Here is a 26,447-nt window from a genome sequence, read left to right as displayed (position 1 = left end):
CGTCTTCTGTTCAAAGACGAGCCGTTACTCGATGCGGCATGTTAATCTTATGATCCAACCCTGGGAAAATGCCATGCGCCCTGCGGAAGTGAATAAGTAAGTGAAACTATGATGAACAACGATGTGAAACTGGAACTGGACTCCGTGCTAAGCGTCGCCTGCACGCGTAACGATGTACATTGCCAAAGCAAAAAACGCGCTCTGGAAATTATCAGTGAACTGGCGGCTAAACAGCTTAACCTGCCACAACAGATAATTTTCGATGCTATTCTGACGCGCGAAAGAATGGGCAGTACCGGCATCGGTAGTGGCATTGCCATCCCGCACGGCAAATTAGAAGAAGATACTTTGCGCGCCGTAGGCGTTTTTATCCGCCTGGAGAACCCCATCGCTTTTGATGCCATTGATAACCAGCCTGTGGATTTGCTGTTTGCCCTGCTGGTGCCGGCAGATCAGTGTAAAACGCACCTGCACACACTTTCTCTGGTCGCCAAACGTCTGGCAGATAAAACGGTCCTGCGTCGTTTGCGCGCGGCACAAAGTGATGAAGATCTGTATCATATCATCACTGAAGATCACCATGAGATCTAACCGATCGGTGATCTATCCATCATCATTGGCGTAATAATAAAACAATTGCAAAACGCCAAATGCAGTCAGCGATACAGACGCCGTTCACAGCACATCTCGTAGAAACACCGTCCGGCGACAGCCCGGGCAAAGCGGCTAATGCGATTGCAATTTAAAGCACAAAGGTGCAAAGCGCTAAACTGGGGGAAAAGTAAATGGTGCTGATGATCGTCAGCGGTCGTTCAGGCTCTGGAAAATCGGTGGCGCTGCGTGCCCTGGAAGATATGGGATTCTACTGCGTGGATAATCTACCCGTGGTATTGCTGCCCGATCTGGCTAACTCACTGGCAGAACGCAATATGCCTGCTGCGGTGAGTATTGACGTGCGTAACATGCCGGAATCCCCGGAGGTATTCGAACGCGCACTCACCAGCCTGCCTGACAGTTTCTCGCCGCAGCTGCTGTTTCTTGATGCCGATCGCAATACCTTGATCCGACGCTACAGCGATACCCGCCGTCTGCATCCCCTTTCCAGTAAAAATTTGTCGCTGGAAAGTGCCATTGATGAAGAAAACGTTCTGCTGGAACCGTTGCGTTCACGCGCCGATCTGATTATTGATACCTCAGAAATGTCCGTTCATGAGCTGGCAGAAATGCTGCGCACCCGCCTGCTGGGTAAGCGTGAGCGCGAACTGACAATAGTTTTCGAATCGTTTGGCTTTAAGCACGGCATTCCAATCGACGCCGATTACGTTTTTGACGTGCGCTTCCTGCCCAATCCGCACTGGGACCCGAAGCTGCGTCCGATGACCGGCCTTGACCGCCCCGTCGCCGCGTTCCTCGACCGCCATACTGAAGTTCATAACTTTATTTATCAGACGCGCAGTTATCTGGAGCTGTGGTTGCCGATGCTGGAAACGAACAATCGCAGCTATCTGACCGTCGCCATCGGCTGTACCGGTGGTAAACACCGCTCGGTATATATTGCTGAGCAACTGGCAGACTATTTCCGCTCGCGCGGTAAAAACGTTCAGTCCCGCCATCGTACGCTGGAAAAACGCAAACCATGAGCATAAAGCAGACCGTTGAGATTAAAAACAAGCTGGGTATGCACGCCCGCCCGGCGATGAAGCTGTTTGAGTTAGTACAAAGTTTTGATGCCGAAGTGCTGCTACGCAATGAAAGCGGCACAGAAGCCGAAGCCAGCAGCGTTATTGCCCTGCTGATGCTGGATTCTGCTAAAGGCGGCCATATTGAGGTGGAGGCCAGCGGCCCCGAGGAAGAGAAAGCGCTGGCGGCGGTCATCGACCTGTTTAATGCCGGTTTTGATGAAGACTGAGCCAGGGATCAAGGCCGACAACTGACAGCCGGCTTTCTCCTCGCTACCGCCTGTTTGCCACACGGGGGTTAATTTTCACTGCAACTTATGTTCACGCAGAAAGCCTTCCCCGCCTAACTGACGCATTTGGCGTAAAATCCATTGCTGCCGCTGGCGCAAGTAGGCAGACGGCGCATCAGCCCTGAAATGAAGCGGAGCAGGCAGAACCGCCGCCAGCAATGCCGCTTCAGAACGGGTCAGACGGCTGGCAGGTTTATGAAAGTAGCGCTGCGCTGCCTGCTCAACGCCAAAAACCCCTTTTCCCATTTCAGCAACGTTAAGATAAACGGTGAGGATCCGCCGCTTGGTCCAGACAGACTCTATGCCCAGGGTTAATCCGGCTTCCAGCCCTTTGCGTACCCAGCTGCGCCCGTCCCAGAGGAAAACATTTTTAGCCGTCTGCTGCGATAACGTCGAGGCGCCACGCATCTTCTTTTTCTCGCCATCGCTGTCCAGCACCGACTGGATTGCCGCAAGATCAAATCCCCAGTGAGTGGGATACTTTTGATCTTCAGCGGCGATCACCGCCAGCGCCATCCACGGTGATATATCCGGCATGTCAACCCAGTCCGAGTGGGCGACATAGCTGAAGTCGCCGCTAAACCATGCCGCCAACTGCCGCTCAACCATCACAGCAGAGAAAGGTACCGGCACAAAAGCAAAAACCACTAAACCGCTCAACCATAAACCCGTTACGCCCAGCACCAGACGAATAATCCAGTACCTGACAGACTTTAACCTGCTGTTTTGGCCGTGGCTCATATACGTGGAACCACTAAATTGCGATCTGCGTAAAAATCCACCAGGATTTCTCCATAAAGATAAGTTAATCTGTTCTTAGCGGAATCGGTTCCATTAAAACGTACGATCTCGCTACAACCCACAACTTGATGGCCAGCCGGGTAGTCATCTGGCAGGCGAATGATTCAAAATTCTAATATTTATCCTCATCAAGTCAGTGAAAAATGACATCCTTTGAAATAAGTTCATGCAGAATTTTTCACTATGCTACTTATTTCGCCGCGCAAAGGTACTGAACTGAGCAATTCTGCCCGATGGCAGGGTCTGCTTTTAAATATTTCTGATCAACTATCGGATAATTTGTGGTAATACAAATCAGAACGTTGCAGCTATTGCTCAGAAAAACTCAACAAAATAAATAAAAACAGATGGTTAAACTGAACTCATGCCGATATGATAACATCAGGCTCCGTCGGAGAGAAAAAGCGGTTCAACTTATGCGTTCAACCTAATCCTGCGGGTCAAAAAAAAGACAAATATGTTTAAAAAGTAAGCAATCTGTCGTTCAAATTGATTCCTTGCTTGACTAAATGCTCAAATTCGGGTCTCCTGTTGAAAGACGCCGTTCAACATCACACATTTTAATGAATCTGGTAACATGTGATGAAGGATTTGCTAAGCTAGTAACACGATGTTTTAAGTTCTACCCAATACCAAACCTGTGCTCCCGACGATACCTATCAGAACAGCACAGGTTACCAATTTCCCTGGTGTTGGCGCAGTCTTCGCGCACCCCGGCTTCGGTCGGGGTCATTTTTTTTCAGCGTCTGTTACCCATTGCCGTAAAACTTCCATATCATTCCGCCACTCAAGTTTAAGTTCATCGATCCATTCCTGAACGTTGTCCCACCATGCCGGCAGCTCCGGGCTTTGAATCTGTTTAGCCACCTGCTGCAAATGCATCAGGCCAACAGAACCCGCTGCACCCTTAATTTTGTGCCCCTCTTCCACAATCCCTTTCTGGTCGCGAGCCATCATATTCGAGTCCAGCACCGCCAGATATCCGGGCATCATCTGCTTAAATATCGCCAGGCTTTGGTGGATTAACCCGGGGCCAACCAGCTCCATATACTGTTCCAGCATCGGTAAATCGAGTAACGCCAGCTCCTTTTCCCCCATGCCAGGCTCAGGATCCGCCGTGCGATCCTCTGGCTGGCAATCCCAGTATCCTTTGATCATTGCCGTCAGTGCAGGTACCGCCAGCGGTTTGCTCAACACGTCATCCATGCCGGCATCCAGATATTCCCGTTTGTCCTTCAGCACGTTGGCCGTCAGCGCCACCAGCGGTGGCAGCGGTGCATCGGGATAGCGCAGATGAATAGCGCGCGCCACATCCAGCCCGGTCATATCCGGTAGCTGAATATCCAGCAACACCAGATCGAACTCATCCGGGTCAAACATATCCAGCGCTGCCTGACCGCTCATCGCCACTTCCACGCTGTTGCCCAGCTTCTCAAGCACGGAGCGGGCCACCACGACATTCAGCTCAATGTCTTCTACCAGCAGGACATGCAGGGCCGGCAGCGGCAGTTCTTCTTCAGCACCATCGTTCTGTGCTACTTCCGCCACGCGCGGCGCGTTAACAATCAGGGTAAAGCACGATCCTTTGCCGGGTGCGCCTGAAACGCTGATATCCCCACCCATGCTTTGAGCCAGCCGACGTGAAACAGCCAGACCAATGCCGGTGCCGGTAGCAGGTTTACCGCCGCGGCGATCCTTCACCTGATAATACATGGCAAATATCTTGTCCTGCTCATCCAGAGGGATGCCAATACCGGAATCCTGGACATCAAAACGCAGGCACTCTTCGCTCTGATAGCCGACACGCACCACAATTTCACCCTGCCGGGTGAATTTCACCGCATTACCAATCAGATTCCACAGGATCTGACGTAAGCGTGTACCGTCGGCCAGGATTTTGTGGGGCAGCGGCGGCTGCGTTTCCAGCACAAACTTTAGCCCTTTCGGCTCGACCAGCAGCCCGGCGATATTTTCCAGGTCAGCAAGGAAGCCGGTGAAATCCATCGGCTGAGTATCCAGCTGCACTTTACGTCGTTCCATTTTGTCCATTTCGATCACATCATTAAAAATGTTGCCGAGGGTAATGGCCGACACATGGATCGTTTTGAGGTACTTGAGCTGTTCCTGGTCGAGATGGCTGTCCAGCAGAATACGGCTTAAACCGACAATGCCATTAAGCGGCGTACGCAGCTCGTGGCTGATCGTTGAAATAAAGGTAGTCTTTTCCCTGCTGGCGTTCTCTAACGCGTCCTGATAGCGCTTACGCTCGGTTATATCGCGTCCGAAGCCCATCAGCCCGCTGCGTTTACCCACCCGGTCGTAATAGGGCACCTTACGGATTTCAAAGCAGGCTTTGCGCCCATCAGGATATTGCAGCCACTGTTCATAGGTGAGTGAGACATTGTGATGGAATACTTTTTCGTCAGTTTCCAGCACCTTGGTGGCCGCATCGTCGTCATAGACTTCTTTGGGCGACAGTCCAATCAGCTGTTTTTCACTTTTGCCCGTCAGCAGCTCCATTGCCCGGTTACAGCCGGAAAACTGACGATCGCTGTTGCGGTAGAACACCAGGTCCGGTGAGGCATCAAGAAAAGAGCGCAGAAATGAGGATTGTTGTTCGAGTTCTATCTGCGCCTCTTCACGCCGCGACATCTCATCTTTAAGCCGCGCCATGACCTGCAGACGCTCCTCTTCTGCTTTAATACGATCGGCAATCTCCTGGTTTAAGCGGATGATATTGCCCTGCATTTGCTGATTCAGCTCAAGGTCGCGTTTGCGCATCTCCTCCAGCTTATCCACCAGCCGCTCCAGCCGCTGGCGCGATTCTTCCAGCTGTTCCACCACTACCGAGAGAAAATAGACCGCCCAGGGGGTTATCAGCAGGCCAAAAAACACCGAACGCACCATATCAATGCTTTCAACGTGCCCGTGCAGTACCATCGTGACGGCCATTTGAACAATCATCGCCAGTACAACCAGCGCTGAAGCCAGCAGCAACGAGAAGCGAATTAGGCCTAGTTTTACCATTAAATCAACGTAGTACTGCGCTAACAAACGAATTTGCTTCATATAATGTCCCTTTCAGCCTGATAGCCGCAATCATACCGGATTTGTTTAAAACACCAATGCGCCATGTGACCCACGCAGCACCCTGATCGTGCCCGCTGATCGTGCATCGGAGCGAATATTTCGCCTGGAAACCAGGCTGGGATATCTTCGGGTTACAGGTAGAGATGCGGGGACAGGCCGATCGCACTCGGCCTTAAAACGGCCCCTTTATGCGATGGAGCCAGCAACGGAAAAGTTAATCTGAAGGGTATTGACTAAATTCGATAACGGCATAATCTGTAGGGCCGCTCTGAATTCAGTGCCTCCCTTTCTGCCTGTGCTCTGGCAACCAGCGCCAGCTTCAACTGCGCATAACGCATAACCATTCATAATTAATGACATATTAACCACATCGTGCGCAATTAATTTTACTAATGGCTTGTCGCCTTTTTATTCAAATACGCCAACCGGGCAAAAACAGTGCATTCATGCGGTTTTATCCACCCATGCAGTATATTATGCCAGCAGTAACCCCGATATTAGCATGGTGCGGAGATTTGCCCGCGACCCTATAGTGAGTCAACTCACACTATTTAGCCTTGCTGCCAGCAGCACAACAAGGAATAAAATTCTAATATTATCTTATTAATCAAATTCATAATCCGAAATAAGTACTAAAAGCCATAAGTAAAACCTCTATTTGACCTGAGTCCGCTTTACCGATAAGTTGGGAATCCGCCGGAAGCTTTCCTGACGGGCCAGTGTCTCGGCATATCTATGCAGCAAGACGATTCCCTCGTGATGCAAGTTATCTTCAATTTGAGACCCGGATTTTAGCGAGCAAATCATCTCAGGACGTTCAGGATTATGTCTCGAAATGAAATGCCCGGACTAACGGTGTCCGCGTTTTAGCGGCAAGCAAATGATACAGAGCCTGAGGCAACACTCCGTTGCGCTCTGAGCCTGCAAAAATACAGGTAATGTTAAAAGAAGTTCGGAGGCCCACGATGTCCAACTCAACACCTTTTCCTTACGGTTTGTACGATCCCTCAAAAGACAGCGACAGCTGCGGCGTGGGCTTCATTACGCGTAAGGATGGCGCGCAAACTCATGAGGTGCTGGAAATGGCACACGGCGCTCTGTGCACCGTTCCGCATCGTGGGGGAATGTCAGCCGAAGGCGTGGGTGATGGCGCCGGGGTTAACGTAGACCTTTCACTGCACTTCTTCCGTAAAATCACCGGCCAGCCGCTGGAAGCTGGCCGTTTCGGCGTCGGTAACTTCTTTGTGCCGAAAGACAGCACGCTGCGCGCCAACGCCGAGCGGCTGGTTGAAGACACGCTGCTTTCCTGTGACCTGAAAATTATTGCCAGGCGTGATATCCCGCTGGACAACAGCGTGTTGCGCCCGGCAGCGATCCCTTTCCAGCTGCCTGTTGCGCAATGGATATTTGCTGCCCCGGACGATGTCAGCAACCAGATTGATTTCGAGAAGCGCATTTATCGCGCCCTGCTGCAAATCGAAGCCCGTGCTTTTAGCGACGGCGAATTCGGCGGGCTTTACCCGCTGTCGCTCTCCTCGCGCACCCAGGTGTTAAAAGCACGCCTGAACTCGAATGAAGTGATCCCCTATTTCAAAGATCTGACCGATCCCGATCATCAGGTACGCGGTCTGTTCTTCCATACGCGCTTCTCAACCAATACCGATCCGCATACCACCATGGCGCAGCCGTTCCGGCTGATGGCGCATAACGGCGAGCTAAACACCGACCGTAAAAACCGCATTGCGGAAGCCGCGCTGGCGCTGGCGCGCGGTAAGAAAATCGTGCGCCCGAAAGGGCAATCGGACAGTTCACGTCTTGACCAGAGCATCCACAGCCGCCTGATGGAAGACAATCTCGACCTGGTCACCGCCGTGGTTTCCATGATGCCGCCCGCCTGGGAAAACGATCCGTCACTGTCGCCCGAAGTACGTGCCATGCTGGAGTATTTCTCGCTGTATGAAGAGAAGAACGACGGCCCGGCCGCGCTGATTTTTGGCAATGGCGAAGTGATCGGCGCACGTCTCGACCGTCTTGGTCTGCGTCCACTGCGCTCGGTGGAAACCGCCGAATATATCGGTGCCATGTCGGAAGCTGGCCAGATCGCCTTCCCGCCGGAAAGCGTGCTGCGCCGTGGCCGTATCGAAGCAGGCGGCATGCTGTATTACGATCACCGCGAAAAGCGCAGTTACACCACCATTGACGCGCTGGAAAAACTGGCGGCGGCGGCTGACTATCCGGCCTTGCTGGCGAAGTCCCGCGTGCTGTTGCAGGATCTGCCGGTGGTTCCGGCTGAACAGCAGGGATCTCCGTTGCGTTATGGCGGCGACCTCAAAACCTGGCAGCGTTTTGTCGCCTATTACTATAACCAGGAAAGCTTCAAATTTATGATGGACCCGATGCTGACCACCGGCGCAGAGAAAATCTCCGCTATGGGTTACGGCAACGCCATCAACGCCCTGTCCGACCATGAAGGCGGCATGGCGCACTATTTCTCCCAGCGCTTCGCACAGGTTACCAACCCGCCGCTGGACTCCATCCGTGAAGCTGACGGCATGACTCTGCGGGTTGCACTTGGTGCCAAACCGCATTTGGGTCGCAGCAAGGGCCAGCAGATCGTGATCCCTACGCCGATCCTCACGCATCTTGATATGCTGCAACTGCGCGAGCAGACTGTGGCCCCTTATGCCCGCTTTGAAATGCTCTATACGCCGGTCACCGGCAGCGATGCCGCAAGCCGGGCGGCCAATGCCAACGCGCTGGAGCACGCCATTGATGAACTGGCGCAGCAGGTGGTTGACTTCGCCCGTGAACAGGGTGGCATCGCGGTGGTAACCGACCGCCATCTCTCCACCACGCGCGCCGCCATCCCGATGCTGCTGGTGGTTTCTGCCATTAACCAGCGGCTGGTGCAGGAAGGTTTGCGTCTGGACGTATCGCTGGTGGTTGAGAGCGGCCAGAGCATCTCTTCCCACCATATCGCCGCAGCGCTGGGCTTTGGCGCTTCTGCCATCTATCCACTGGGCGTGCAGATGCGTGCCGAAGAGAAATATGGCGAGGGTGAAGGCGGCAATAAAGCCTTCAAACGCTATGCCAAAGCCGCTGAGAAAGCGCTGATGAAAACCATGGGCAAAGTCGGCCTGTGTACCGTGGAAAGCTACAGCTGCGGCGAGTTCTTTGAGCCCAACTTCCTTGATACCGAAGACCGCGTGCTGAAGAAGTACTTCCCCAACATCAAAACCCCGGTTGGCGGCGCTGGCTTTGCCTCCATCGCGCAGATGGCGGTTGACTGGCACCAGAGTGCGCTGCGCGTGCAGGGTGAAAATGACGTTCCGCTACTCGGCCTGTTCAAAGAGCGGGCAGAAGGCGCGGGTCATTCCTACGGCACCATTGCGGTGCGTACCTTTATTGATATGACGGAGCAGCCTGTCCGCTTTGCCGATAAGCCGCGCGAGGAGGATAACTTCATCCGCCTGATGACGCTGGCAAAACTGGATAATGCGTTTAATATCAAGGCAAAATCCTTTGCTGACAGCAGTTTTGAACGTATCCCGAACGAGGTTATCGATAACTTTTCCATTACCGCTGACTATCGCCAGTTCTCCAGCCTGATGCTGGAAGAGCGCAAACGCCGCCCGGCGGCGCTGCGCGATATTCTTGCTTTCCCGGCAGATTTAACCCACGTCGACAGCCAGGCGGAATTTACCCGCAAGCTGGGCCGTTATTCGCTGGTTAACAACGGCTTTGCGGTGCGCGGCCTGGAATGCGAGGCCGTGGCAGAATGTGCAGGCCAGTTCAGGCTGCGCCTGACCGATGCGGTCGCCGGACTGAAAAGCGAGCAGGAACGCCTGACCACGCTGTGCGGCGTGCTGACCAAACGCTTCGGTGACGCTATCGAACGCGCCGAGGTGACGGCGGATGCGCTGCTGCTTACGGCCAGTGGTAAGGCGGCTGAGTATCTGGCGCGCATCTTCACTATTGCTCCGGCATTGCCGCTAAGCGAAGTGCAGCCGGCCCATGAAATTACCCGCACCTTCGCCTCCGGGGCGATGAGCCACGGCGCGCTGGTCGCTCCGGCGCACGAAGCGGTGGCGCACGGCACCAATATGGTCGGCGGCATGAGCAACTGTGGCGAAGGGGGCGAGCACTACTCGCGTCACGGCACCCTCCGCGCATCACGCATTAAGCAGCTGGCATCCGGTCGTTTCGGCGTCTGGGCCGCCTATCTGGCCGACCCGATGCTGGAAGAGCTGGAAATTAAGATTGGCCAGGGGGCGAAGCCCGGCGAAGGCGGCCAGCTGCCGTCGGCCAAAGTAACGGTAGAAATCGCCGCCGCGCGTGGCGGTACGCCAGGCGTGGAGCTGGTATCCCCTCCTCCGCACCACGATACCTACTCAATCGAGGATCTGGCGCAGCTGATCCACGACTGTAAAGCCGCCCGCGTGCGGGTGATCGTCAAACTGGTTTCCTCTGAGGGTATTGGCACCATCGCCGTTGGCGTGGCCAAAGCCGGCGCTGACGTGATCAACGTGGCCGGCAATACCGGCGGCACCGGGGCAGCTTCGGTAACCAGCCTGAAATACACCGGGCGCGTGGCGGAAATCGGCATCGCTGAAGTTCATCAGGCGCTGTGTGCTAACGGCCTGCGTGAGAAAGTCCTGCTGCGCTGCTCCGGTGCGCAGCAAACCGGCAGCGATGTGGTGAAATCCGCGCTGCTGGGCGGCGACAGCTTCGAGTTCGGTACCACGGCACTGATGATGCTGAAGTGCGTGATGGCGAAAAACTGCAATGTGAAATGTCCGGCGGGGCTGACCACTAACGCCGAAGCATTTGACGGCGACCCGCGCCAGCTGGCGCAGTATTTCATCAACGTGGCACACGAAGTGCGCGAGATGCTGGCGCGGCTTGGCCTGCGTTCACTGCGGGAAGCCCGTGGCCGCTCCGACCTGCTGCACCTGATGGATCATCCGCTGGAAGTGGGCAAGCTGGATCTGCGCGCCATGCTGACGGTGGTTCCCGAAATGAAAATCAGCCATCCGGTGTATCTGGAAAAAGATTTTGCGCTGGATAACGGCTGGATCGATCGGTTACAGGAGCAGCTGGTAATCCAGGGATCGGGCGCGATCGTACTCGGTGACGGTATCACCCTGAACAACCGCAATAAAAGCGTGGGTGGACAGCTGGCTATCGATATCGAACGCCTGCTCAATCACCAGCTGAACGCCGAACATCTGAGCCGCATTCCGGCTGCGCTACAGGACGATCGCGGCCGCCGCTATCTTGCCCCGGCCACGGTGACCGTCACCACCTGCGGTTCCGCCGGGCAGTCTTACGGCGTGTTCTGTAATGACGGCATGCGCCTGCAGCACCAGGGCACCTGTAATGACGGCGTTGGTAAAGGCCAGTGCGGCGGCGAGATCGTGGTGAGATCGCCTGGCGGTGGTTCACAGGACGCGGAAGGCAACGTGCTGATTGGCAACTTCGCGCTGTTTGGCGCTACCGGCGGGCGTCTGTTTGCCCAGGGCCAGGCGGGCGACCGCTTTGCCGTGCGTAACTCGGGAGCGACGGCGGTGGTCGAAGGCGTTGGTGATTTCTGCTGTGAATATATGACCAACGGCGCGGTGCTGAATCTTGGCACCTGTGGAACGGGTTTCGGTAACGGTATGAGCGGCGGCTTCGCCTATCAGTACGATCCGTATGGCACGCTGGCGGATTGCGCCGCCGCCGACTCGGTAATGCTCGGTGCCATCAGCGATGACAATGAAATGGCCCGCGTGCATCAGCAGGCGGTACTGACCATGCTGAACTGGCATCTGGAAGCGACCGGCTCGCCACGCGCCCGGTGGTTGCTCGACCACTGGGAAACGGAATGCCAGCATTTTGTTTATGTGATGCCGCGTTCTCTGCTGCTGTATCAGGACGCGACTGAAATCCTTAAGGCAAAAGCGCGTAAGGACCTGCTGGAAGAACTTTCTACCGCTCTGGCCAGTCACCAGGTGGCGAAATTCAAAGCCGCATGGCGCGCCGGCAAACCGATCGCCGACGGCTCGGTTCCGGTCTACGGCGCCATGGACACCCCGGAAATGCTGGTGCTGCTGAATAATTATACCGTCCTGAGCTGTGCCCAGCAGCTGGCGCTGTCCCGTCTGCCGAAAGGCACGGCGGTGCAGGACCCGGCGGTGGAGAAAGCGGTGCGTAACCTGCTGATGACAGAAGATTTTGCTCTGATTAGTAAACTGCAGCGCCACGGTCGTGCGGCGATTGAAAGCTACAGCGATGAGCAGCTGGCCTGCCTGATCGGTGCCAAACGCATGGCGGACTATAAAGCGGCGCTGACGCAGCGCAATATCCGTTCGATGGACAGTCTGGCCACCTATGGCTGGATCCAGTATCAGGATGCGTGTAACAGGGAAGTGCTGGGACGACTGCCTGACTTTGAAGAGCTGTTTGCCCGCGCCGCACTGCCTGAGTTAGCGGCGGCGGTCGGCAAACTGGCCGGATAACACACTGAATCACAAACGGGATTGAGTAGATAAAAGCGATGAAAATTCCTTATATTCCTGAAGATGCGCCATTTAATGGCGAGCAGAAGTTTTGGCTGGCGGGTTTTCTTGCCGGGTTACACTCACGCCTGCTGGTGCTGGAAAACCAGCCTCAGGCGGCCGGGGCGTCCGCATCGGCTGCCACCACTCAATTGCATATCCTGTTTGGATCGCAGACGGGCAATGCCGAAGCGCTGGCACAAAGCGCCGCCAAGGCGGCGCGTGCTAAAGGCCTGGTGCCGGTGGTTCAGGGCCTTGATGAAGTGGATATCGACGTGTTCGCCACCATGCGTCACGTGCTGGTGATCACCTCAACCTACGGCGAAGGCGAAATGCCGGACAACGCCCAGCTGTTCTGGCAGGCGATCTCTGCCAGCACCGCGCCGCGCCTTGAGCAAATGCACTTTGCCGTGCTGGCGATTGGTGATACCGGCTATGATGGCTTCTGTCAGGCGGGTAAATTTATCGATATGCGTCTTGAGCAGCTGGGCGCGAAACGGGTTTATGAACGCATTGACTGCGATATCGACTTTGAGGAACCGTCCAACGCGTGGCTTGGCCAGTCGATGCCCCAGTTCGCCAGCAGCGCCGGCAGCAGCGGCAACGTGCTGGAAAGCGCGCCGGAAGCGCCCGTTATCCCCGGCAGCAATAAAAACAACCCTTATGCGTCGACGCTGGTCACCAACAAACGTCTTTCCGGCGAAAACTCCGGCAAGGATATCCGCCACTTTGAATTTGACCTGAGCAACAGCGGCCTGAAATATGAAGCTGGCGATGCGCTGGGCGTTATTCCGGTGAATGATCCGGCGCTGGTTAACCTGCTGCTGGCCCAGCTGAAATCCGACTACGATACGCCGGTGCCGGGCTTTGAGAGAAGCCTGGGCGACCTGTTAACCTACCAGTTCGAGATTTCTGAGCCTTCGCGCAAGCTGATCGAATGGGTGGGCCAGAATACCCGCAATCAGGAATTGCGCCATGTGCTGCAACACGATGATAAGGATGCGCTGGGCGTGTGGCTGTGGGGGAAAGATACTCTTGACCTGCTACAGCTGGATGCCACCCGCTCGTTAAGCATTGCCGAGTTCGTTGCCCTGCTGCGCCCGCTGCAGCACCGCGCCTACTCGATCTCATCCAGTCAGAAAGCCCATCCGAATCAGGTGCATCTGACCATTGCTTCGGTGCGCTATCACAGCGGCGGGCGTGCACGCAGCGGCGTGTGCTCCACTTACCTGGCCGAACGCGTCAAACGCGGCGAGAAACCGGCGATCTTTATCTCGCCAAATAAAGCCTTCCGCCTGCCGGCGAACAACGATGCTCCGCTGATCATGATCGGACCAGGTACCGGCATCGCGCCGTTCCGCGCCTTCCTTGAGGAGCGTGAAGCGCTGGGCGCAAAAGGCAAAAACTGGCTGTTCTTTGGCGACCAGCATCAGGAACACGACTATATCTATCGTGATGAACTGGCCGCCTGGCAGCAAAGCGGCCTGCTGACCCGCCTCGATCTGGCTTTCTCACGCGATCAGGCGGATAAAATCTACGTACAGGATCGGATGCTGGAACAGGGTGCCGAGCTGTTTGCCTGGCTACAGGAAGGCGGCTGTTTCTATGTCTGCGGCGATGCGTCGCGCATGGCGAAAGACGTGGATAAAGCCCTGTACAGGATTGTCAGCCAGTTTGGCGGCATGTCGTCGGAACGTGCGGCGGATTACATCGACCAGCTGAAGAAAGAGAAACGCTATCTGCGCGATGTTTACTAAGTGCTGATAGCGCCCGGCGCCGGCCATATCGTTGACTGACCGCCTGAACAGAAATAGCAAAAAAAATCCGGTAGCCCTCAGGCTAGCGGATTTTTTTATACCCGGGTCTTTAACAGAACGGCTTAAGCCACGCGAACCGTAATTTACTTCACCACGCGCAGCGCCGGACGCCCACCGCGCGGAGGCGGTTCATCGTCAGGGCCGTCGTCGGCGGCCGTTTTGTCATCAGGACGGTCGCCGTCAATCACCGACATCACCGTTTCCGGGGCTTCATTCTCGCCGTTTGACGCCTGAAACTCACCGGCGCCATCGTACACTGGCTCAGGTTCAAACATCGTACCGGCTCCGTTTTCACGGGCATAAATCGCCAGCACGGCCGCTAACGGAACTGAAACCTGGCGCGGAACGCCGCCAAAACGTGCGCTGAAACGGACTTCATCATTGCCTAATTTCAGGTCCCCTACCGCGCGTGGTGCGATGTTCAGCACGATCTGCCCATCACGCGCATATTCCAGCGGGACCATCACGTCAGGCAAATTGATGTCGACGACCAGATGCGGCGTGAGATCGTTGTCAAGCAACCACTCATAAAAGGCACGCAGCAGATAGGGACGGCGGGCAGTCAGTTGAGACATTTCCATTGTATCAGCCCCGCGTGTGCAGGCGCATTTCACGTTCCGCTTCCGTCAGGGATGCAAGGAAGGAATCACGCTCGAAGACACGAGTCATATAGCCTTTGAGTTCTTTGGAACCCGCGCCAAGTAGCTCAATGCCCATCTGCGGCAGGCGCCACAGCAGCGGAGCCAGGTAGCAGTCAACCAGGCTAAATTCCTCGCTCATAAAGAAAGGTGTACGCGCGAACAGCGGGGCGATGGCCAGCAGCTCTTCACGCAGCTGTTTACGTGCGGCTTCCGCTTCCTGCGCCGTGCCGTTTTCTATTTTACGCATCAGGCTGTACCAGTCCTGCTCGACGCGGTGCATCATCAGGCGGCTTTCGCCACGCGCAACCGGATAGACCGGCATCAACGGTGGATGAGGAAAACGTTCGTCCAGGTATTCCATGATGATGCGCGATTCGTACAGCGTCAGCTCGCGATCGACGAGGGTGGGTACGGTACGGTATGGGTTGAGGTCAATCAGATCCTGTGGCAGATTATCCGTTTCAACCTGCTCGATCTCGACGCTCACGCCTTTTTCAGCCAGTACAATGCGTACCTGATGGCTAAAAATGTCAGTCGGACCAGAAAACAGCGTCATTACCGAACGTTTGTTGGCAGCGACAGCCATGTAAACCTCCAAGTTTATCGAGAAAATTACTGCGAATAGCCATCACGCGGCGACTCATTATTGCCATTAGCCTGAAGACAAACGCCGCCACACCACACAGGCCGCACGCATCTTTACCCGACTAATGGGCACAAAGTGACACATAGTTTACCAGATTTTAGCCTGCTTGTGGGGATGGCAATACGCAATTGCGGGGAAAATGGTAAAGCCGCGTGTCTTCGGCACATTTTGTTACGGGAGAAAAATAAAAAACCCGGCGCCTGAGCACCGGGTTTCCCGATAATTGAATCTGCCGTAGCAGAAAAAAATTAACGTTTGGAGAACTGAGGACGACGGCGTGCTTTACGCAGACCGACTTTCTTACGTTCAACCTGACGAGCATCACGAGTAACGAAGCCTGCTTTACGCAGTTCGCCACGCAGTGACTCGTCATACTCCATCAGCGCGCGTGTGATACCGTGACGGATCGCACCAGCCTGACCAGAGATACCACCACCTTTAACGGTGATGAACAGATCGAATTTACCGACCATGTCCAGCAGTTCCAGCGGCTGACGAACTACCATGCGGGCAGTTTCGCGACCGAAGTACTGTTCTAATGAACGCTGGTTGATAACGATGTTACCGCTACCCGGCTTGATGAAGACGCGTGCGGAAGAGCTTTTGCGGCGACCAGTGCCGTAGTTTTGATTCTCAGCCATTGCCTGTAATCCCGATTAAATGTCAAGAACTTGCGGTTGCTGTGCCGCATGGTTGTGCTCGTTGCCCGCGTAAACTTTCAGTTTACGGTACATAGCACGACCCAGCGGGCCCTTTGGCAGCATGCCTTTAACCGCGATTTCAATCACACGCTCAGGACGGCGAGCAATCATCTCTTCGAAGGTCGCTTGCTTGATACCACCGATGTGGCCGGTGTGATGGTAATAAATCTTATCGCTACGCTTGTTACCGGTTACGGCAACTTTCTCCGCGTTAAGAACGATAATGTAATCACCCGTATCGACATGCGGAGTGTATTCCGCTTTGTGCTTACCGCGCAGACGACGAGCCAGTTCAGTCGCTAAACGACCTAAGGTTTTGCCTGTTGCGTCAACAACATACCAGTCACGTTGGACCGATTCTGGCTTAGCTGTAAAAGTTTTCATCTAAAAGCTTACCCAAATTAAGTTACACGTTGGTGAAATCCCAAACGCTTGAATAAACGGTTGGAGCTCACACGACCATCTTGACCAGCAAGCCCACCCCTTCGGATAGAGTTACTGGAACACAAAGAGTTTTGGGAAAAAAACCTTTGCTGTAACGTGGGGTCGCAAGATTATAGAGAAGTCGCCGATAAAGATCGAACTTTTTCTGCGATAAAATGGCGATGCCACCACGCCCGTATGCCTTTCAGGGCAAATGCGCCAGGCGCAGATACTCTTCGCTCTGCATCTCCTGCAGGCGCGAAATGCAGCGCTGGTATTCAAACTTCAGCCTTGTACCCTGATAAATCTCGAAAAGTGAGGTTTCCGCCGAGACCACCAGCTTAACGTGACGCTCGTAGAATTCATCGACTAACGCCAGAAAACGTCGCGCCTGATCTTCGGTCTTGTAGAGCATCACCGGCACATCATACAGCAATACACTATGAAAACGGCGCGACAGCTCAATATAGTCGTGCTGACTGCGCCCTTCGCCACAGAGTGCGAGGAAGCTCATTGCCACCACGCCTTCCGCTACCCCCAGCGTCGGCAGCTGGCGATGGTTAATCTCCAGCGCTTCATGTTGCCTGGGCGGTTTGCCCGCCAGCGCAATGAACATCCTTTCCATCTCCTGCGACGTTTCAGCGCCAGGTGGAGTCATCCAAAGATGTGCTGCGGTCAGCGTACGCAGACGATAATCGATACCGGCATCCACATTCATCACTTCACAGTGCTGTTTAATCATCTCGATCGCCGGAATAAAACGCGCCCGTTGCAAACCGTTACGATAGAGATCGTCCGGCGGGATATTCGAGGTCGCCACCAGCGTAATGCCCCGACTGAACAGCGCCTCCATCAGCGTCCCCAGCAGCATGGCGTCGGTAATATCGGAGACAAAGAACTCGTCGAAACACAGCAGGTCGGTCTCGGCTTTGAAGCGGTCGGCAACAATTTGTAGCGGATCGCTGTGGCCCTGCAATTCGGCCAGCTGCTGATGCACCCGCAGCATAAAGCGATGGAAATGCAAGCGCTGTTTACGCTCGCCGGGGATCGCCCGAAAAAACATATCCATCAGCCAGGTCTTGCCGCGCCCGACGCCGCCCCACATATACAGACCGCGTGACGGAGCCTGAACATCGGTTTTGCTTTTTGCCAGCAGCTTGTGCAGCTTGCCAAACAGACCTGTGCCGGCGGGCGCGGAAGGCGGGCCGGCATGGCTTAACGCCTGATAAATAGCGTCTAAACGGGCGACGGCGGCATGCTGTACCGCATCGGGCTGATATTCGCCGTTGTCCAGTGCCTGTTGATATAGCGCCAGTGGAGACATCGTTTGCATAATTTAGTTACATTCCCTGAAAAAATGACCTGGTCAGATGGCTGAACGGCAAAAAAAAAGCCTCTCTACACTAAGCGAAGCTGCCACAGGATTCCACTTCCATCAGATTAGCGGTTATAGTGACGGTATTACATGGAACAGCCCTAGTGAACAACGAAGACAAAACGGGAGTTATTATGACCTGGGAATACGCGCTTATTGGATTAGTGGTTGGGAGTATTATCGGCGCGGTGGCAATGCGTTTTGGTAATCGAAAACTGCGTGAACAGCACAGCCTGCAGTACGAGCTGGAGAAAACAAAAGCCGAACTGGCGGATTATCACCAGGAACTGAGCAACCACTTTGCTCACAGTGCCGAACTGCTGGACAATATGGCGCGCGACTATCGCCAGCTGTATCAGCATATGGCAAAGGGATCCAATGACCTGCTGCCTAACCTGCCGGGTGAGAGGAATCCGTTTGCTTATCAGTTAACTGAATCTGAAGCGGATAACGATCAGGTACCGGTGCAGATGCCGCGTGATTACCCGGACAGCGCTTCGGGCCTGCTGCGTGGCGATAGCGCCGTTAAATAGACGGATGGGGCTGCCTGGCCCCCTCTTTTCTGCCAGACGCCCGTTCCTGCCTGTCAACCCACAGCCTGCCTTTGCGGGTTCCTTTTTCACCCCCGGTAGCGAGAGCTTATTCCGATGAACAAGAAATCATATCTGTTAAGCGCTTTGGCGTTGAGTATCAGCCTCCATCTGAACGTGGCTTCTGCCGTCGGCGCATCGCTTCCGACCCAGCTTCAGGGGCAACAGCTGCCCAGCCTGGCGCCGATGCTGGAAAAGGTGTTACCTGCCGTGGTCAGCGTGCACGTTGAGGGAGAAGAAAGCGCCAGCCAGCAGCAACCCATTCCCGACCCACTGAAGCGCTTCTTTGATCAGAACGGCGAGGAGGGTACAAACGGCGATAACCGCTCCCCCGAGTTTGAGGGGCTGGCCTCCGGGGTGATTATCGATGCAGCCAAAGGCTATGTGCTGACCAATAATCACGTTGTCAATGGCGCGGACAAAATCAGCGTACAGTTGAGCGACGGCCGCGAGTTTACCGCCAAACCGATCGGCCGTGATGAGCAAACCGATATTGCCCTCATCCAGCTTAACGGCGCAAGCAACCTGACCCAGGTGAATATCGCCGATTCAGATCGGCTGAAAGTGGGTGATTTCGCCGTCGCCATTGGTAACCCTTTTGGCCTAGGTCAGACGGCAACTTCTGGCATTGTTTCTGCTCTGGGGCGCAGCGGCCTGAATCTGGAGGGGCTGGAAAACTTCATCCAGACAGATGCTGCCATCAACCAGGGTAACTCGGGTGGTGCGCTGGTGAATCTTAACGGTGAGCTTATCGGCCTGAATACGGCAATTCTGGCATCGAGCGGTGGCAATATCGGCATTGGCTTTGCCATTCCCAGCAATATGGCGATGGTGCTGGCACAGCAGCTTATCCAGTTTGGCGAAGTCAAACGTGGGCAGCTGGGAATCAAAGGCACCGAGATGACCGCCGATATGGCCAAAGCTTTCAACGTCGACGTACAGCATGGGGCTTTCGTCAATGAGGTGTTGCCACAATCTGCAGCCGCTAAGGCCGGGATTAAAGCCGGAGATATTATTACCCGCGTAGATGATAAGCAGATTGCCAGTTTTGCCGGGCTGCGAGTCAAAATCGGCACTACTCCACCGGGACAGGAGGTGAAGGTTGGCCTGCTGCGCGAAGGTAAACCCCTTATCGTCAGCGTAAAGCTGGATAACAGTGTCCAGACCAGCGTTAACGTTGAACTGATGACGCCAGCGTTACAGGGGGCCTCCCTGAGCGATGGCGCGGCGAAAAGCGGTGCTAAAGGTGTGACGGTAGATAACGTCGATAAAGCCGCTACGGCAGCCCGGTTCGGCCTGCAAAAAGGGGATGTTATCGTGGGGATCAACCGTACAGCTGTGCATAATCTGGCGGAATTGCGCAAGATACTGGTGGCTAAACCGCCGCTGCTGGTGCTAAGCGTTATGCGCGGCGATGAAAATCTTTACCTGCTGCTACGTTAGCTCCCCGCGCGGACGCGGGCTGCTGGTAAGTGACACGCTGTTTCCCCCTCGGGCGTATTAGCTCCCCGCGCGGACGCGGGCTACTGTGTCCGCGTAACTCATGCTATTCTGCCCGCATCATCATTCATCATTTAAAAGCATGCTTCCTAAACTCATACGTTCAGCCATCTTCGGACTGATTATAGCCGCCATCCTTCTGTTAGCCGTTCCGGGCCTCAGACTCGGTAGCGATCTGCTGTCGCCAACGGATGACAGCAGCAGCCAGCAGCCGGTCAGCTACAATGCGGGGGTACGCCGCGCGGCACCCGCCGTGGTTTATGTCTATAACCACAGCGCTAACGGTGCCAGCGATATTCTCGGCTCAGGGGTGATTATGGACCCGCGCGGCTATATTCTTACCAACAAGCATGTCATTAACGATGCCAGCCAGATTGTTGTTAATCTTCAGGACGGCCGCTCTTTTGAAGCCATGCTGGTAGGGTCTGACTACCTGACCGATTTGGCAGTGCTGAAAATTAATGCGGCCAGTCTGCCGGTAATCCCCATCAATCCGCAGCGTATTGCCCATATCGGTGACCTGGTGATGGCGATCGGTAACCCGTATAACATTGGCCAGACGGTAACCCAGGGGATTATTGGCGCAACCGGGCGTGTTGGCCTTAGTCCTTCACGTCATCAGGACTTTCTGCAGACTGATGCCTCGATCAATCGCGGTAACTCCGGCGGAGCGTTGATCAACTCGCTGGGCGAGCTGATGGGGATCAATACGCTGTCATTTGACAAAAGCAGCAACGGTGAAACGCCCGAAGGTCTGGGCTTTGCGATCCCCACCAAGCTGGCCACCAAAGTCATGGAAAAACTGATCCGTGATGGTCGGGTTATTCGTGGCTATATTGGTATTACCGGGCAGGAATTCAGGCGTTTTAGCGGACCTGATAATGTTATGGAACACCCTCAGGGACAGGGTATTGTGGTCACCGAAATCAGGCCGGGTGGCCCCGCTTTTACCGCCGGTATGCAGGTCAACGATGTGATTACCCGGGTCAATGGCGCTGCGGCGGTGTCCCCATTGGAAACCATGGATCAGGTGGCAGAAATACGCCCCGGAACGGTCATCAACGTGGAAGTCAGTCGCAATGAGAAAAAGCTGACGTTACCCGTAACGGTACAAGAGTACCCGGAAGAAAATCAGAGCCGGTAACCTGGCTGCACCTGCCCCATCCGGCGATGGGGCAGAGAACGCAAAAGGCTACTTAACGAACTCTTCACCGAGCGTAATATCTTTTTTCAACGTATCAAGCATGTGGGTCAGTGCCTGTTGTTCAAACGCACTGAGTTTTCCGACAGGACGACGCTCAACAATGCCATTCTTACCCAACAGCAGCGGCTGCGAGAAGAAACGCGCATGTTCTCCGTCTCCTTCGACGTAGGCACATTCAACGACGTTGCTTTCACCTTTCAGCGCGCGTACCAGCGACAGACCAAACCGCGCCGCAGCCTGGCCCATTGACAGCGTGGCCGAGCCACCGCCAGCTTTCGCCTCCACCACTTCGGTACCCGCATTCTGGATGCGTTTAGTCAGGTCAGATACCTCCTGCTCACTGAGGCGGACCCCCGGGATCTGTGACAGCAACGGCAGAATGGTCACGCCTGAGTGACCGCCGATAACCGGGACATTCAGCGCTTCAGGCTGTAGACCTTTCAATGCGGCAACGAACGTATTGGCGCGGATGATATCCAGCGTAGTGATGCCAAAAAGTTTATTCCTGTCATAGACGCCGGCTTTTTTCAGGACTTCCGCCGCGATGGCCACCGTGGTGTTGACCGGGTTAGTGATGATACCAATCAGCGCTTCAGGGCTGGTGGCAGCGACCTGCTCAATTAAATTGCGCACAATACCGGCATTGACGTTAAACAGGTCAGAACGATCCATACCCGGTTTACGCGCAACGCCAGCTGAAATCAGCACCACGTCAGCACCTTTCAGCGCCGGGGTCGCATCTTCACCACTGAAGCCTGTAATTTTGACCGAAGTTGGGATGTGGCTTAAGTCAACCGCAACACCTGGGGTAACGGGTGCGATGTCGTACAGAGAGAGTTCTGAACCTGCCGGAAGCTGGGTTTTTAGCAGCAGGGCAAGAGCCTGGCCAATACCACCCGCTGCACCGAGAACTGCAACTTTCATCCTATACTCCTTATTATATTTTAAGCATTTTGCGTGCCGGGGAACCCCGGTAAGCCCGCTATGAGACAACTGAAGTGTACGCAAATCGGCGAATAGTGAGCCTCACCGCGCTTTGTTAACGCTAAGCGAGCGGGAGATAAACTCAGGCGGCCAACCCAGCGTCAGCTCCAGATATTCAGGGTATTACCGTGATTCGGCGTTACATTACACCCTTAGCGCTAACCAGAACAACCATCACATTATAACAATCCGTTCACTTTCTGCGCGCCAATGCACAGAGTCGGCAAATTCTTTTTCCCGGCAAAATTTGTTAGACTGCGCCGCCGTGCGGTGAGTGAGTGAGCCAATGCCACATTTGCAATTTGCATAAAAATTCATTTAATTGCATAATAATGTAAAATCCCACTGAGGGGATGGCTGAATAACCCATTTTATCGGTAACCTATGCGTAACTCATCAAGACAAGAAGACCTGATTAAGGCGTTTAAAGCCTTACTGAAAGAGGAAAAGTTCAGCTCACAGGGTGAAATCGTCATTGCCCTGCAGGATGAAGGATTCGAGAACATTAATCAGTCGAAAGTGTCGCGTATGCTGACAAAATTCGGTGCGGTGCGTACACGCAACGCTAAAATGGAAATGGTTTACTGCTTACCCGCCGGGCTTGGCGTACCTACCACCACCAGCCCACTGAAGAACCTGGTACTGGATATCGACTTCAACGACGCGCTGGTGGTGATCCACACCAGTCCGGGGGCAGCGCAGCTGATTGCTCGCCTGCTGGACTCGCTGGGCAAAGCGGAAGGCATTCTCGGCACCATTGCAGGCGATGACACCATTTTTATCACTCCGGCGCGTTCCTTTAGCGTAAAGCAGCTGCATGATGCCATCCTGGTGCTGTTCGAACAGGAACTTTAAACCTTCCGCTCCTCTGTCGCCCGCCATCGTACCGCGCTGCATAAGCCGGAGCGATCGGCAAACAATTCGCTGTCGGCAATGTTCTGGCATCAACCCGGCGACGGTAGCCATTCTCCGGTAATTTCCGGGCCAGTCAGCGGCCCTGCTCTCTTTGCGACATCCGAATTATCGCCGCCGGCATATGCTGCTGGCTGAAACGACTGCCCTTCATACTAAAGCCTGCCTTTCACCTCTTTGACAATGTGATCTACCGCAAATAAGCGCACAAATAGATAAATTATCCTGACATACTGTTTTTTAATACTTTTTGGCGAAAATGCGCAAAAAACAGGCGTTTTTGATAACCAGACGTCATTAAAAACACCGCCTCACGCCTGTAAAACACTTTAATATTATTAGCCTGCTATTAATTTTTTACGTTATTAGATCTATACTTGTTTCCGTGATGCAGATCAAAACAATCAAAAGTTAACAATCGTTGACGAGGGAAATCTCATGTACATCAAAACCACTATCGCGGCCTTTGGCCTGCTTTCTACCCTGTCATTTGGCGCATTCGCCGCTCAGTCTGTCAATTCGGACCAGACGAAAGGCCTGCAATCGATCGGAATAGTCAGCGTTAGTGGAGTTAGCGGATCGCCAATGGATATCCGTCAGGCGCTGAATGATAAAGCCCGTGAAAAGGGCGCCAGCGCCTACCGTGTTATTGAAAACTACCAAAACGGTAACTGGCACGCGACCGCCGAACTTTATCAATAAGCTAAGCGGTAATCTAAAGAATCAATCATTAAAGCTATGCGGTAATCCCAGGTATAAAAAATTGTTTTTCATCCCTTTAGATTACCGTGCAATAACTACTCTGGAGTCATCATGAAAACGACCTTCACAATTGTTGCCTTAAGTCTTGCTTCTGTTCTTTCATTCGCTGCCGGCGCGGCGGATCTGGTCACCAGCGAGCAGGTCAACCGCCAGAATCTACAGCCGGTAGGCACCGTCAGCGTTAGCGGGATCGACGGTACGCCGATGGAAATCCGCCACCAGCTTTCACAAAAAGCGGATCGCCAGGGTGCAACGTCTTACCGCGTAATCGAAGCGCGTACCGATGGTAACTATCACGCCACGGCCGAGCTTTACAAATAACCAACCCTCAAGCGGTGCATCAGCGCCGGTATTTTGCTGCCATTGCTCGTCCATCTGTTGCTGTAAACCTGGTGGAATATCACTTTAGCCCCGTACGCCGGGGCTTTTGTTTGTTCTCACTGCCGGGCGGAGCAGAAATGTGCAAGCCAGACGGAACACACGGAGGGGGGCCCCGCATCCTGTTACGGCTTCTCTGCCAGGCGCGGAAGAACTCAAACCTCGATCAGCGTTTGCTGATATTTCTTTAATACCATCGCCAGACGCGCAACGGGTTCAGTCACGCTTTGCGCGGCCTGATACTGCTGTAGCTTTTGCTGGTAAATGTCGAACTCGCCCAGCAGGCGCGCAAAGTCATCACGTCTCTTTGCATCGCTGCCTGCCGAGATCACCCGGTCGGCCGTGTGGCGCAGCTGCTGATGGAACGCTGACAGATCGGGGTTGATCGGCACGTCGGCAGCACGCAGTCGCTGGTGTGCGATGATCAGCGTCAGCGCCAGCCGGTACTTATTGATATCGCCTGGGAAGCTGTTCATCAGCATAAACAACTGCTGGTAAAGGGCAGGCAGATGGTTTTCTTTGCGCCGCACGGTATTCGTGGTCATCGCTGATACGGCGGCATACATAAAGCGATTGAGCAAAATGCGCCCGACACGCGCCTTAGAGGTATCGCGGATAAGCAGAATAACCAGCAGCGCGACAAAACAGCCGATCGCCTGGCCCAGGGCATTATCCAGAAACGGGCTGACTTCGAACTGCATCGGGTTGTCCAGCGTCAGGATATTGATAGTGCCCACCAGCGCGCCCAGAGCACCAATTTGACGCCGCTGGATAAGAAGACCGCTGATAAAGGCGATCAGCCCCAGCGCGATACATAAAAGCAGCATACTTTGCTGGGTATTCGGCATCACCACCATGTAGTAAAGCGATCCCAGCGGGATGGCGACGATCATGCCGTAGAGGAAATCTTTAGCGACCATCAACGGGTTAGGCATACGCATGGCCAACGAGGTAACAACGGCCAGCATCACCATTGCGCCACTGCCCGAAGTCCAGCCGGTCCACAGCCAGAACAGTGAGCCCACGGCGGTTGCCACAAAAGTACGTATCCCATTCACCAACGCATGCCGCGTTTCTGCCGAACGCATCTTCACGATCGGGTCAGCATTCAGCACCTCTCCCTCGCGGCGGCTGATACTGCTGTTAGTGTGGATCCCTTTCAGCAGCAGCAGGTAGCGGCTGGCTGCCCCAACCCAGCTGCTGATAGTCGCCGGGGTATTTTTACTGCCGCTGGCGGTGATGACCCGGCGCATCATCTTCATGCGTTGATGGATATCAGCAATGTTTGCTACCGGCTTTCTGAATAACAGCTGGAACTGGGGCGGAAGGTATTCAGGGTGGTTATTCTGGATCAGGAAGGTTTCAAAAGCCTGAGTAATGAGCGTCAATGACAGGGTATTAAGCACCTGCAGGCGCGGATCAATTTTGTGCCAGCGCCCGGCCTCCATCATCAGATGAGTACGCATTCCGTTAAGAGCGGTGGTGCGTCGTACCAGCCCGGCCCAGCATTTATCGACCTCTTCTTTATCAGCATGTTGCACGCACAGCTGCATCAGGCGGTACTGCTCCACCAGCAGCGCATCAATTTCGCGGTCAATGTCCTGTTTGATTGAACGCGGTGAAAACAGCATATCGGCGAGGATCGCACAGACAATCCCGATAATGATTTCACTACAGCGCTCTACGGCGAACTGCGGTGCCAGCAGCACAGAACCATTAGCATTCAGGCTGACCACAATAATCAGAGCGGTATAGCCCGCCAGCCCGAGGGCATAAGAGTTTTCAACTTTGATCAGCGAAGAAACCCACACGCAGCCCCCGGCCCAGATGCAGCACAGCAACAGCATCACCACCGGCGCACGGATGGTGGCAATCATGATCACCAGCGCGGCAATACAGCCAATAAAGGTGCCGATGATGCGCAGCATCCCGCGGTGACGCAGAGCGCCGGAAAACGGATCGCCCCCGGCAATGAAGGCGGTTCCCCCGCCCACAATCGCGGCGGTCATCACCGCCCAGCGTGGGGTTTCAAGATTGAATTCAAAACCGACAAACAGCGCCAGCAGAATAGCGAAGGTCAGTTTGAGCGGAAAGCGCAGACGATACCACAGCATG

At 54.5% G+C, this 26,447-nt stretch carries 20 protein-coding genes; 11 read left to right on the top strand and 9 right to left on the bottom strand.

Annotated features, from left to right (window positions below; all coding sequences use genetic code 11):
* The first annotated feature begins 108 nt into the window (after positions 1-108).
* The 3 genes from ptsN to npr all read left to right on the top strand — a co-directional run bounded on the left by ptsN (position 109) and on the right by npr (position 1,909).
* Positions 109-591, top strand: a complete 483-nt coding sequence (gene ptsN, locus JGC47_RS01740) for a PTS IIA-like nitrogen regulatory protein PtsN (RefSeq protein ID WP_004155083.1) — start codon at positions 109-111, stop codon at positions 589-591.
* 194 nt (positions 592-785) lie between these two features.
* Positions 786-1,640 (top strand): RNase adapter RapZ, encoded by an 855-nt coding sequence (gene rapZ / locus JGC47_RS01735; RefSeq protein WP_004155081.1) that lies wholly within the window; start codon positions 786-788, stop codon positions 1,638-1,640.
* Entirely contained in the window at positions 1,637-1,909 is a 273-nt protein-coding gene (gene npr, locus JGC47_RS01730) for a PTS phosphocarrier protein NPr (protein ID WP_004155080.1), read from the top strand. Before rapZ ends, npr begins: the two co-directional genes overlap by 4 nt.
* Before the next feature lie 75 nt (positions 1,910-1,984).
* On the opposite strand, the gene mtgA is transcribed toward npr, so the two are convergent.
* Together mtgA and arcB are read right to left on the bottom strand one after the other, a co-directional pair.
* Positions 1,985-2,710, bottom strand: coding sequence for a monofunctional biosynthetic peptidoglycan transglycosylase (gene mtgA / locus JGC47_RS01725; RefSeq protein WP_004155078.1), 726 nt, complete (start codon positions 2,708-2,710; stop codon positions 1,985-1,987).
* A 789-nt stretch (positions 2,711-3,499) separates the two neighbouring features.
* Positions 3,500-5,839 (bottom strand): aerobic respiration two-component sensor histidine kinase ArcB, encoded by a 2,340-nt coding sequence (gene arcB, locus JGC47_RS01720; protein ID WP_004155076.1) that lies wholly within the window; start codon positions 5,837-5,839, stop codon positions 3,500-3,502.
* A gap of 986 nt (positions 5,840-6,825) precedes the next feature.
* On the opposite strand from arcB, the gene JGC47_RS01715 reads away from it, so the two are divergent.
* Both JGC47_RS01715 and JGC47_RS01710 read left to right on the top strand, forming a co-directional pair.
* The gene (locus JGC47_RS01715) at positions 6,826-12,360 is read left to right on the top strand and encodes a glutamate synthase-related protein (protein ID WP_004155074.1); all 5,535 of its coding nucleotides are present in this window, start codon (positions 6,826-6,828) and stop codon (positions 12,358-12,360) included.
* A gap of 38 nt (positions 12,361-12,398) precedes the next feature.
* Positions 12,399-14,156 (top strand): sulfite reductase subunit alpha, encoded by a 1,758-nt coding sequence (locus JGC47_RS01710; RefSeq protein WP_004155072.1) that lies wholly within the window; start codon positions 12,399-12,401, stop codon positions 14,154-14,156.
* Between the two features lie 143 nt (positions 14,157-14,299).
* Here JGC47_RS01710 and sspB read toward each other — a convergent pair whose 3' ends face one another.
* The 5 genes from sspB to zapE all read right to left on the bottom strand — a co-directional run bounded on the left by sspB (position 14,300) and on the right by zapE (position 17,960).
* Positions 14,300-14,797, bottom strand: a complete 498-nt coding sequence (gene sspB, locus JGC47_RS01705) for a ClpXP protease specificity-enhancing factor (RefSeq protein WP_004155069.1) — start codon at positions 14,795-14,797, stop codon at positions 14,300-14,302.
* Between the two features lie 4 nt (positions 14,798-14,801).
* Positions 14,802-15,443, bottom strand: a complete 642-nt coding sequence (gene sspA / locus JGC47_RS01700; protein ID WP_004155068.1) for a stringent starvation protein SspA — start codon at positions 15,441-15,443, stop codon at positions 14,802-14,804.
* Between the two features lie 308 nt (positions 15,444-15,751).
* A complete protein-coding gene (gene rpsI / locus JGC47_RS01695; RefSeq protein WP_004155067.1) occupies positions 15,752-16,144 on the bottom strand; it encodes a 30S ribosomal protein S9 in 393 nt (130 codons plus the stop codon).
* A 15-nt stretch (positions 16,145-16,159) separates the two neighbouring features.
* Entirely contained in the window at positions 16,160-16,588 is a 429-nt protein-coding gene (rplM, locus tag JGC47_RS01690) for a 50S ribosomal protein L13 (RefSeq protein WP_004155066.1), read from the bottom strand.
* Positions 16,589-16,832: 244 nt separating this feature from the next.
* Entirely contained in the window at positions 16,833-17,960 is a 1,128-nt protein-coding gene (zapE, locus tag JGC47_RS01685; protein WP_004155065.1) for a cell division protein ZapE, read from the bottom strand.
* Positions 17,961-18,136: 176 nt separating this feature from the next.
* Here zapE and zapG point away from each other — a divergent pair, with 176 nt between their 5' ends.
* From zapG to degS, 3 genes are all read left to right on the top strand, one after another.
* A complete protein-coding gene (gene zapG / locus JGC47_RS01680; RefSeq protein ID WP_004155064.1) occupies positions 18,137-18,535 on the top strand; it encodes a Z-ring associated protein ZapG in 399 nt (132 codons plus the stop codon).
* Positions 18,536-18,649: 114 nt separating this feature from the next.
* Complete coding sequence (degQ, locus tag JGC47_RS01675; protein ID WP_004155063.1) at positions 18,650-20,035, top strand: serine endoprotease DegQ; 1,386 nt, start codon at positions 18,650-18,652, stop codon at positions 20,033-20,035.
* Between the two features lie 139 nt (positions 20,036-20,174).
* Positions 20,175-21,236 (top strand): outer membrane-stress sensor serine endopeptidase DegS, encoded by a 1,062-nt coding sequence (gene degS / locus JGC47_RS01670; protein ID WP_013036276.1) that lies wholly within the window; start codon positions 20,175-20,177, stop codon positions 21,234-21,236.
* A gap of 48 nt (positions 21,237-21,284) precedes the next feature.
* On the opposite strand, the gene mdh is transcribed toward degS, so the two are convergent.
* Positions 21,285-22,220 (bottom strand): malate dehydrogenase, encoded by a 936-nt coding sequence (gene mdh, locus JGC47_RS01665; RefSeq protein WP_004155061.1) that lies wholly within the window; start codon positions 22,218-22,220, stop codon positions 21,285-21,287.
* A gap of 444 nt (positions 22,221-22,664) precedes the next feature.
* On the opposite strand from mdh, the gene argR reads away from it, so the two are divergent.
* The 3 genes from argR to yhcN (JGC47_RS01650) all read left to right on the top strand — a co-directional run bounded on the left by argR (position 22,665) and on the right by yhcN (JGC47_RS01650) (position 24,275).
* Positions 22,665-23,135 carry a transcriptional regulator ArgR gene (argR, locus tag JGC47_RS01660; protein ID WP_004155060.1) on the top strand — a complete coding sequence of 157 codons (471 nt, stop codon included), beginning with the start codon at positions 22,665-22,667 and terminating at the stop codon, positions 23,133-23,135.
* Positions 23,136-23,630: 495 nt separating this feature from the next.
* The gene (gene yhcN / locus JGC47_RS01655) at positions 23,631-23,894 is read left to right on the top strand and encodes a peroxide/acid stress response protein YhcN (RefSeq protein ID WP_004155058.1); all 264 of its coding nucleotides are present in this window, start codon (positions 23,631-23,633) and stop codon (positions 23,892-23,894) included.
* A 111-nt stretch (positions 23,895-24,005) separates the two neighbouring features.
* Positions 24,006-24,275, top strand: coding sequence for a peroxide/acid stress response protein YhcN (yhcN, locus tag JGC47_RS01650; RefSeq protein ID WP_004155057.1), 270 nt, complete (start codon positions 24,006-24,008; stop codon positions 24,273-24,275).
* A 212-nt stretch (positions 24,276-24,487) separates the two neighbouring features.
* Here the strand turns inward: yhcN (JGC47_RS01650) and aaeB are convergent, their stop codons facing one another.
* A complete protein-coding gene (gene aaeB / locus JGC47_RS01645; RefSeq protein WP_004155056.1) occupies positions 24,488-26,446 on the bottom strand; it encodes a p-hydroxybenzoic acid efflux pump subunit AaeB in 1,959 nt (652 codons plus the stop codon).
* Between the last annotated feature and the right edge of the window lies 1 nt (position 26,447).

The organism is Erwinia amylovora (assembly GCF_017161565.1).
Classification (GTDB): domain Bacteria; phylum Pseudomonadota; class Gammaproteobacteria; order Enterobacterales; family Enterobacteriaceae; genus Erwinia; species Erwinia amylovora.
Note: the sequence above shows the minus strand (reverse complement) of the source record. Positions and strands in the feature narration are given on the sequence as shown.